General features: G+C 62.9%; 2 protein-coding genes. Both read right to left on the bottom strand.

Going from position 1 to position 1,233, the window contains the following annotated elements; translation table 11 throughout:
- Positions 1 to 164, bottom strand: a 164-nt coding sequence (locus HAQ05_RS27755; protein WP_190427569.1) for a sugar phosphate nucleotidyltransferase, incomplete at its 3' end; no start/stop codon positions are given.
- Positions 161 to 1,233: dTDP-glucose 4,6-dehydratase (gene rfbB, locus HAQ05_RS27750; protein ID WP_190427567.1), on the bottom strand; the 1,073-nt coding region annotated here is incomplete at its 5' end. The genes HAQ05_RS27755 and rfbB, both read right to left, overlap by 4 nt.

Genomic DNA, 1,233 nt, shown 5'->3' with positions numbered 1-1,233 from the left:
GGGGTGGAAATCACTAAAATCTCACGGATGCCCGCCAGCATCAGCACCGAGATCGGGTAGTAGATCATCGGCTTGTCATAAACCGGCAGCAACTGCTTGGAGAGGCCGAGGGTGATGGGGTGCAGCCGGGTGCCGGAACCGCCGGCCAGTACGATGCCTTTCATGCGATCAAATCCTTAGGGTCGGTGTTGCCCAGGCGTTCGCGCTGGTAGCTGCCGTCCTGAACGTGTTGGCACCACTCGCGGTTGGCCAGGTACCACTGCACGGTTTTGCGCAGGCCGGTTTCGAAGGTTTCCGCCGGCACCCAGCCCAGGCTGTGCTTGATTTTGCTGGCGTCGATGGCGTAACGCTGGTCATGGCCGGGGCGGTCTTTAACGAAGGTGATCAGGTCGGCGTAATGGGCCACGCCGGCCGGGCGGTTGGGCGCCAGCTCTTCGAGCAGCGCGCAGATGCCGCGCACCACGTCGATGTTCTGTTGCTCATTGTGGCCGCCGATGTTGTAGGTTTCGCCCACCTGGCCGCGGGTGACCACCTCCACCAGCGCGCGGGCGTGGTCCTCGACGAACAGCCAGTCCCGTACCTGCTTGCCGTCGCCATACACCGGCAATGGCTTGCCCTCCAGGGCATTGAGGATCACCAGCGGGATGAGTTTTTCCGGAAAGTGGTAGGGACCGTAATTGTTCGAGCAGTTGGTGACCACCACCGGCAAGCCATAGGTGCGGTGCCAGGCACGGACCAGGTGGTCTGACGCGGCCTTGCTCGCCGAATAGGGCGAACTGGGTGCATAGGGCGTGGTTTCGGTGAACAGGTCATCCACGCCGTGCAGGTCGCCATAGACCTCGTCGGTAGAAATATGGTGAAAGCGAAAAGCCTCGCGCCGCGGAGTGGGCAGCCCGCTCCAGTAACCGCGCGCCGCCTCCAGTAGGGCGTAGGTGCCCACCACGTTGGTGTGGATGAAATCGCCGGGGCCGTCGATGGAGCGGTCCACGTGCGATTCGGCGGCCAGGTGCATCACCGCGTCGGGGGCGAAGCGCGCGAACACGGCGTTTACGCCGGCTTGGTCGGCGATGTCGGCCTGCACGAATTCGTAGCGGCTGTTGGCCGCGATCGGCTGCAGCGATTCGAGGTTGCCCGCGTAGGTGAGCTTGTCGAGGTTGAGTACTTCATGTTCGGTATTGGCGATCAAATGCCGTATCAGTGCCGAACCGATGAAACCAGCGCCGCCAGTGACGA

Origin of the sequence: Pseudomonas typographi, assembly GCF_014694385.1 — a bacterium.
GTDB classification, from domain to species: domain Bacteria; phylum Pseudomonadota; class Gammaproteobacteria; order Pseudomonadales; family Pseudomonadaceae; genus Aquipseudomonas; species Aquipseudomonas typographi.
This window is presented reverse-complemented; position numbering and strand designations above follow the sequence as displayed.